7 protein-coding genes, 1 rRNA gene and 1 pseudogene are annotated in these 6838 nt (G+C 65.1%); 8 read left to right on the forward strand and 1 reads right to left on the reverse strand.

Features of this window, described 5'->3' with window-relative positions; all coding sequences use genetic code 11:
- The 6 genes and pseudogenes from AC16JP_RS10115 to AC16JP_RS10140 all read left to right on the forward strand — a co-directional run.
- Positions 1 to 364: pseudogene (locus AC16JP_RS10115) on the forward strand (flavodoxin-dependent (E)-4-hydroxy-3-methylbut-2-enyl-diphosphate synthase); the annotation flags it as partial.
- Positions 361 to 843: an N-acetyltransferase family protein gene (locus AC16JP_RS10120; protein WP_484340491.1), complete on the forward strand. Its 483-nt coding sequence runs from the start codon at positions 361 to 363 to the stop codon at positions 841 to 843. The pseudogene AC16JP_RS10115 and the gene AC16JP_RS10120, both read left to right, overlap by 4 nt.
- A 44-nt stretch (positions 844 to 887) precedes the next feature.
- Positions 888 to 2156: a histidine--tRNA ligase gene (gene hisS, locus AC16JP_RS10125; RefSeq protein ID WP_484340492.1), complete on the forward strand. Its 1269-nt coding sequence runs from the start codon at positions 888 to 890 to the stop codon at positions 2154 to 2156.
- Positions 2156 to 3241 carry a peptide chain release factor 1 gene (prfA, locus tag AC16JP_RS10130; protein WP_484340493.1) on the forward strand — a complete coding sequence of 362 codons (1086 nt, stop codon included), beginning with the start codon at positions 2156 to 2158 and terminating at the stop codon, positions 3239 to 3241. The genes hisS and prfA overlap by 1 nt, the downstream gene beginning before the upstream one ends.
- Positions 3231 to 4067 (forward strand): peptide chain release factor N(5)-glutamine methyltransferase, encoded by an 837-nt coding sequence (prmC, locus tag AC16JP_RS10135; RefSeq protein ID WP_484340494.1) that lies wholly within the window; start codon positions 3231 to 3233, stop codon positions 4065 to 4067. Before prfA ends, prmC begins: the two co-directional genes overlap by 11 nt.
- Positions 4068 to 4413: 346 nt before the next feature.
- Entirely contained in the window at positions 4414 to 5073 is a 660-nt protein-coding gene (locus AC16JP_RS10140) for a DUF4167 domain-containing protein (RefSeq protein WP_484340495.1), read from the forward strand.
- A 75-nt stretch (positions 5074 to 5148) separates the two neighbouring features.
- Here the strand turns inward: AC16JP_RS10140 and AC16JP_RS10145 are convergent, their stop codons facing one another.
- The gene (locus AC16JP_RS10145) at positions 5149 to 5448 is read right to left on the reverse strand and encodes a hypothetical protein (protein WP_484340496.1); all 300 of its coding nucleotides are present in this window, start codon (positions 5446 to 5448) and stop codon (positions 5149 to 5151) included.
- Between the two features lie 63 nt (positions 5449 to 5511).
- Between AC16JP_RS10145 and AC16JP_RS10150 the strand changes: the two genes are divergently transcribed.
- Positions 5512 to 5940: a CBS domain-containing protein gene (locus AC16JP_RS10150; RefSeq protein ID WP_484340497.1), complete on the forward strand. Its 429-nt coding sequence runs from the start codon at positions 5512 to 5514 to the stop codon at positions 5938 to 5940.
- A 519-nt stretch (positions 5941 to 6459) separates the two neighbouring features.
- A 16S ribosomal RNA gene (locus tag AC16JP_RS10155) occupies positions 6460 to 6838 on the forward strand; the annotation flags it as partial.

A 6838-nucleotide genomic window follows, 5' to 3' on the forward strand; every position in this document is an offset into this window, starting at 1 on the left:
GAAATCGCTGGGCATCCGCGCGCGGGGTGTGAAGATCGTCAGTTGCCCGAGCTGCGCCCGGCAGGGGTTCGACGTGATCCGCACCGTCGAGGCGCTGGAAAAGCGGCTGGCGCACATCACCACCGAACTGTCGCTTTCGGTATTGGGCTGCGTGGTGAACGGGCCGGGCGAGGCGCGCGAAACCGACATCGGCCTGACCGGCGGCGGCAATGGCCGGCATATGGTTTACCTGTCGGGGCTGACCGACCACCATGTCGCGGACCCGGATATCCTTGAGCATATCGTGCAGCTGGTCGAGGAGAAGGCCGCTGCGATCGAAGCCGAAAAGGCGGCAGCCGAAGCCACTGCCCACGCCGCCGAATGAGCAGTTCGGCGCCGGTGATCCGGCAGGCGACCGCTGACGATGCCGGGCAGGTGCTGGCGCTGGTGAAGGCGCTTGCCGCCTATGAAAATGAACTGGACAAAGTGCACATGACCGAGGCCGACTGCCGTGCGGCGCTGGCGGCCGGGCATCTGCGTGCGTTGCTGGCGTTCGCGGACGGGCAGGCGGTGGCGCTGGCGCTGTATTTCTTCAATTTTTCGAGCTGGACCGGCAAGCGCGGGCTGTTTCTGGAGGATCTGTTCGTCGATCCCGGCCAGCGCGGGCGGGGGCTGGGGCTGGCGCTGCTGACCCGGCTGGCGGCCTTGGCACTGGGCGAGGGGTGCGCCCGCATGGAATGGAACGTCTTTGACTGGAACAACAGCGCCAAGGGCTTTTATGAAATACTTGGCGCCCGCCACGCGACGGGCTGGGAGACCTGGCGTCTGGAGGGTGCGGCGCTGCTGAAGCTGGGCGCGCGGTAGCTGCATTTTGCATCCTAAAGCCGCGCCTGCTAGGCGCGCGGACCATGAGCGACGAGACCAGAGCAGCGAAACCTGCGCGCATGCAGCCGGTGCGCGGGATGCAGGATTTTCTGGGCGACGAGGCGGCCCGGTTCGAGCATGTGACTTCGGTGTTCCGTGATGTCGGCCGCCGTTTCGGCTTTCGCGGCGTGCAGGTGCCGGTGGTGGAATTCACCCAGGTGTTCGCCCGCACTCTGGGAGAGACGACCGATGTCGTTTCCAAGGAAATGTACACGTTCGAGGACCGCAACGGCGAATCGCTGACACTGCGCCCCGAGTTTACCGCCGGAATCTGCCGGGCCTATGTATCGGAAGGCTGGCAGCAGTTCGCGCCGCTGAAGCTGATGACGCACGGGCCGCTGTTCCGCTATGAACGGCCGCAGAAGGGCCGTTACCGGCAGTTTCACCAGATCGACGCCGAAGTGCTGGGCGCAGCCGAGCCCGCCGCCGATGTGGAGCTGATCGCCTTTGCCGACCTTTTGCTGAAGGAACTGGGTGTTGCAGGCGTTGCGCTGCAACTGAACACGCTGGGCGATGCTGAAACGCGCGCCCGCTGGCGCGACGGGCTGGTGGCGCATTTTTCCGCGCACGCCGACGCGTTGTCAGAGGACAGCAGGCGGCGGCTGGAAAGCAATCCGTTGCGCATATTGGACAGCAAGGATCCGCAGGACCGGCCGCTGGTGGATTCGGCGCCCGCAATCGACGCCTTCATGGGCGCCGAAGCAGGCGGATTTTTCGAAAGCGTGCAGAAAGGGTTGCAGGCGAGCGGCGTTGCGTTTCAGCGGCACGCGCGGCTGGTGCGCGGCTTTGACTATTACCGCCACACCGCCTTCGAATTTGTCAGCGATGCGCTGGGCGCGCAGGCAACGGTGATCGGTGGCGGCCGCTATGACGGGCTGGTGGAAGCGATGGGCGGTGTAGCGACGCCTGCCGTCGGCTGGGCGGGCGGCATCGAGCGGCTGATGATGCTGTGCGGCGAACCTGTGGCCGCGGCGCTGGATGTGGCGCTGGTGCCGATGGGCGATGCAGCCGAACTGGCGGCGGATGCGCTGCTGGCCGAACTTCGCGCGGCCGGATTGTCGGCGGAACGCGCATGGCGCGGCAATGTGAAGAAGCGGATGGAGCGGGCGGCAAAGTCAGGCGCGCGCTTTGCCGTGATTCTGGGCGACGACGAACTTGCCGCCGGTGAAGTGACGCTGAAAGCTCTGGCCTCTGGCACGCAGCGGCGGGTGGCCGTGGACGGCCTGCTTGCGGCGGTTGCGGCGGCGAACTGATGGCGCGACTTTCCGACCAGCGGCTGGCGCAGATCGTGCAGCGGCACGACGGGCTGGCGGCGGAAATGGCCAACCCGGCGCTGGAGCCTTCGCGATTCGTTGCGCTGTCGAAGGATTATGCCGAACTGACGCCCGCCGCCGACGCCGCGCGCGCGGTGGTGGCGATGCGGCGCGATCTGGCGGAGCTGGAGGCGCTGGCCGCCGACGTGGCCGCCGACGCCGACATGCGGGCGCTGGCCGCCGAGGAGCTGCCCGACCTGAAGGCGCGCCTGCCCGACGCCGAGCGCGCGCTGGCCTTGCAACTGCTGCCGCGCGACGCCGCCGACAGCAAGCCCGCCATATTGGAAATCCGCGCCGGGACGGGTGGCGACGAAGCTGCGCTGTTCGCGGCGGATCTGGCGCGCATGTACCAGCGTTATGCCGAAACGCGCGGCTGGCGGGTGGAAACCCTGAGCGCGTCGGCCTCGGAGCTGGGCGGCTTCAAGGAAGTGGTGATGGGCGTGAACGGAGAAGGCGTGTTTGCGCGGCTGAAGTTCGAATCGGGCGTGCACCGGGTGCAGCGGGTGCCGGTGACGGAAGCCGGAGGGCGCATCCACACCTCGGCGGCGACGGTTGCGGTGCTGCCGGAAGCCGAGGAAGTGGACGTGGCGATCGACGACAAGGATCTGCGAATCGACGTGTTCCGTTCGTCGGGACCGGGAGGGCAGAGCGTCAACACCACCGATTCGGCCGTGCGCATCACCCACCTGCCGACCGGGCTGGTGGTGAGCCAGCAGGACGAAAAGAGCCAGCACAAGAACAAGGCCAAGGCGATGAAGGTGCTGCGCGCCCGGCTTTACGAACTGGAACGCGAGAAACTGGCCTCGGCGCGGTCGGCCGACCGGCGGGCGATGGTGGGATCGGGCGACCGTTCGGAGCGCATCCGCACCTATAATTTCCCGCAGGGCCGGGTGACCGACCACCGGATCAACCTGACGCTGCACCGGCTGGCCGAGGTGCTGGAAGGGCCGGGGCTGGAGGAACTGGTGTCGGCGCTGGTGGCCGAGGACGAAGCCGAAAGGCTTGCGGCGCTGGATGCTGCCTGAAGCCGGCGATCGCCGGCGGCTGTTGCGCGCGGCCGCTGCGATCCTGCCCGGAGAAACCGCCCGGCTGGATGCGGAACTGCTGCTGGCGGACGTTCTGCACGAGGACAGGCTGGCGATGCTGATGCGCGACGCGCCGGTGGAGGCCCGCCAGCGGGCCGCATTTGCGGCGATGGTGGAGCGGCGGATGCGCCACGAGCCGGTTGCGCACATTCTGGGCAGGCGCGAATTCTGGTCGCTGGAGCTGCGGGTGACGCCCGATGTGCTGGTGCCGCGCCCCGACAGCGAAACGCTGATCGAGGCGGCGATCGAACATTTCGCTGGCAGGGCGCCTTCGCGGATTCTGGATCTGGGCACCGGTTCCGGCGCGCTGTTGCTGGCAGCTCTGGCGCAGTGGCCGGATGCAACGGGGCTTGGAGTCGACCGGTCGGCGACGGCGCTGGCCGTTGCCCGGGAGAATGCGGTGCGTCTGGGGTTTGATCAGCGTGCGTGGTTTGCTGAAGGTGACTGGGCGGCGGGTGTTGCCGGCCCGTTCGACCTGCTGCTGTGCAATCCGCCCTATATCAAAGACGGTACCGAACTGATGCCGGATGTTGTGCTGTTCGAACCGCATCTGGCCTTGTTTGGCGGCGCAGATGGCCTTGACCCCTATCGGCGGCTGATTCCCGAAACGCGGCTGCTGCTGGCGCCCGGCGGTGTGGCGCTGTTCGAGTTTGGCGAAGGGCAGGTAGACGCGCTGCTGGCGATGGCCGCCGACGAGGGTTTTGCCGGAGCGATTCGCCAAGACCTTGGCGGGCGGCCGCGCGCGCTGATTCTGCGGGCCGGCTGAAGGCCGGTCGCGCCGATTCGCCACAGGCAGATGAAACACGAAATGGCTTGGCAAGCCCGAAAGCAGCGTTTAGGGACCAAAAAGCAGCGCGGCTGGATGGAACCGCCACGCCACGCCCCCAACGACATTGAGGCCAGCAGCAGAAATGCTCCCGATTCGCGGGAAGGCCGAAATAGCAAGGTGAGGCAGGTTTCGCGATACCCGGCGTCGGCCCGGTAGAGCGGACGGTTCCGGCGGCTGGTGGACTGGCTCAATTTCTGACCGGGATCGGGGGCTCACCCCGGAAGCACAGGCGAAATCGGAGCAGACGGAACCCGGCTGCGGGTACATGAGGACGAACGGAAGCATGCAGAACAGGCAAAGCGGGCGCAGGCGTCGTGGAAGCGGCGGCAACAACAATCCGCGCCCGATGGGTCAGGCGATGGGCGGCCAGTCGGCCAGCCGTCTGGAAGTGCGCGTGCGCGGGAATGCGCACCAGTTGCTGGAAAAATACAAGCAGCTTGCGCGTGACGCGCACCAGGCCGGTGATCGCGTGGCCTCGGAATATTATCTGCAGCACGCCGACCATTATTTCCGCGTGTTGAACGACAGCCGCATCCGCCAGGAAGAAATGCGCGCTAGGCGCGGTGTCTTCGATCAGTTCGAGGACGAGCAGGCAGTCGCCGACGGTGCGGTGGAAGCGCAGACAGACGGCAACGACGGCGAGCGGCCGGAGCAGCCCGCGCGCACGGAGCGGCAGGAAGCCGGCGGCAACGAGCGGCAGCGCCGTTGGGATCGTCGGGGTGAGCAGCGCGAGCGTGCGCCGCGTGAACAGGCAGAACCGGAAGCGGCGCCGACGCAGGTGCTGGAGCTGCACCTTTCGGATGGCGAGGCAGCACTGGTTGCCTTTGGCGGAGCGCCCGCCCGCGAGGAACGCGAGGACGAGCCGGCGGCGGAATCAGCCGACGAAGCGCCAAAGCCGCGCCGGCGCGGGCGCCCGCGCAAAACGGAAACAGCGGAAGGCTGATCGGAATGTTGATCGAGGACCGGCAGAGCCACTCTGCCGGTCTTTTTTGTTTTGCGCGGGACGCCTTGTGTCGTTCTAGCGCCAGTCCGGGCCGTCGGCCTCGTCGTCGGCGCCGCTTGCGGCCGAGAAAAACACCAGCCCCATCAAGGCGGCCGCCAGCATCAGCGAGCCGATGACGCCGATCGAAACCGCGACGATCAGGTGGATCGGCATCGGCACGCCCGATTCGTGCAACCACAGGAACGCACCCGCAAGCACGACCAGCGACGCGGCCAGCATCAGTTTCAGCAACAGCAAGAATCGGCGCCGGGCTTCCAGCAGGCGCTGCGCTTTCGATTCGCGGATTTCGGCATGATGGCGGGGTTCGTGCGACATCCCTTTTCATTCGGCCCGCTTTGCGCGACATTCAAGGCGGGAGAAGCGAGGAGAGGGAGCGACATGGGAATCGCAGGAGTTCTTCACGCCAAGGGCACGGATGTTGCGTGCGTGGGGCCGGACACCAGTGTCGAAGTGATCGTCGCCGAGATGAACACGCGCCGAATCGGAGCGATGCTGGTGATCGACGGCGAATCGGTGGTGGGCCTGGTTTCCGAGCGCGACGTGATTCGCGCGCTGGCCGGGCACCGCGAGCAGGTTCTTTCACTGGCTGCGCGGGACATCATGACCACACCCGTGCTGACGATAGCGCCGGGCGATTCGGTGGTGGCGGCGCTTGCGCTGATGACGGATCGGCGCGTTCGGCACCTGCCGGTGGTGGATTCGGGCCATCTGGCGGGGCTGGTTTCGATCGGCGACCTGGTGAAGGCACGGATCGAGGCGATCGAGCGCGAGGCGCGTGCTTTGCGCGATTACATAACGACCGCTTGAAACTTTCGGAAAATTGCCTAAGTTGCGTATTCCGGCTTTGCAGAACCTGCGCCACCGTAGAAAACTGATCGGCGGCGCGAAAAAGTCGGAAAATACTTGTTGACGGGGTGAAGGCGCGTCGCCATAAGCCGCCCCACAGACGACGCCGACAACGACGGCAGGCACTGAGTTGCCTCGCCGGGCTTTCCCTTCCGGAAAGCTTCCTCGAAAGAGGGACCGTGTTGGTGGCGAGCCTTCAACAAGCCGTAAGGTTTGGCCGGAACGCAAATTCCGGTGAAGGTTAGCTTCGCTCTTTCTCATTGTTGGTTTAGATGAAGGGACATGTGGACGGCGGTTCCACGCCCCGGGGCTTCAAGGCTCGGGTGTCGTGAAACAAGTTTGTCTATATGTCTCAACGCATACGCTTGTGAAGGCCGATCGAAAGATTGGTTTCAAACAAAGTCAGTAGACGTTGTGCAGAGACAAGCTCCTTGAAACGGGCTTTTCTTCGGATATTCCTCCGGAGAATTGTTCGGATATGAACTTGAGAGTTTGATCCTGGCTCAGAACGAACGCTGGCGGCATGCCTAACACATGCAAGTCGAACGAGACCTTCGGGTCTAGTGGCGCACGGGTGCGTAACACGTGGGAATCTGCCCAAAGGTTCGGAATAACTCAGGGAAACTTGAGCTAATACCGGATGATGTCGCAAGACCAAAGATTTATCGCCTTTGGATGAGCCCGCGTAGGATTAGCTAGTTGGTGAGGTAAAGGCTCACCAAGGCGACGATCCGTAGCTGGTCTGAGAGGATGATCAGCCACACTGGGACTGAGACACGGCCCAGACTCCTACGGGAGGCAGCAGTGGGGAATATTGGACAATGGGCGAAAGCCTGATCCAGCAATGCCGCGTGAGTGA

This window comes from Sandaracinobacteroides sp. (genome assembly GCF_057137845.1).

What these genes read in the sequence shown, in the direction of transcription:
- AC16JP_RS10120 (WP_484340491.1), top strand. Translation starts at nt 361, where the DNA reads ATGAGCAGTTCGGCGCCGGTGATCCGGCAGGCGACCGCTGACGATGCC.
- hisS (WP_484340492.1), top strand. Translation starts at nt 888, where the DNA reads ATGAGCGACGAGACCAGAGCAGCGAAACCTGCGCGCATGCAGCCGGTG.
- prfA (WP_484340493.1), top strand. Translation starts at nt 2,156, where the DNA reads ATGGCGCGACTTTCCGACCAGCGGCTGGCGCAGATCGTGCAGCGGCAC.
- prmC (WP_484340494.1), top strand. Translation starts at nt 3,231, where the DNA reads ATGCTGCCTGAAGCCGGCGATCGCCGGCGGCTGTTGCGCGCGGCCGCT.
- AC16JP_RS10140 (WP_484340495.1), top strand. Translation starts at nt 4,414, where the DNA reads ATGCAGAACAGGCAAAGCGGGCGCAGGCGTCGTGGAAGCGGCGGCAAC.
- AC16JP_RS10145 (WP_484340496.1), bottom strand. Translation starts at nt 5,448, where the DNA reads ATGTCGCACGAACCCCGCCATCATGCCGAAATCCGCGAATCGAAAGCG.
- AC16JP_RS10150 (WP_484340497.1), top strand. Translation starts at nt 5,512, where the DNA reads ATGGGAATCGCAGGAGTTCTTCACGCCAAGGGCACGGATGTTGCGTGC.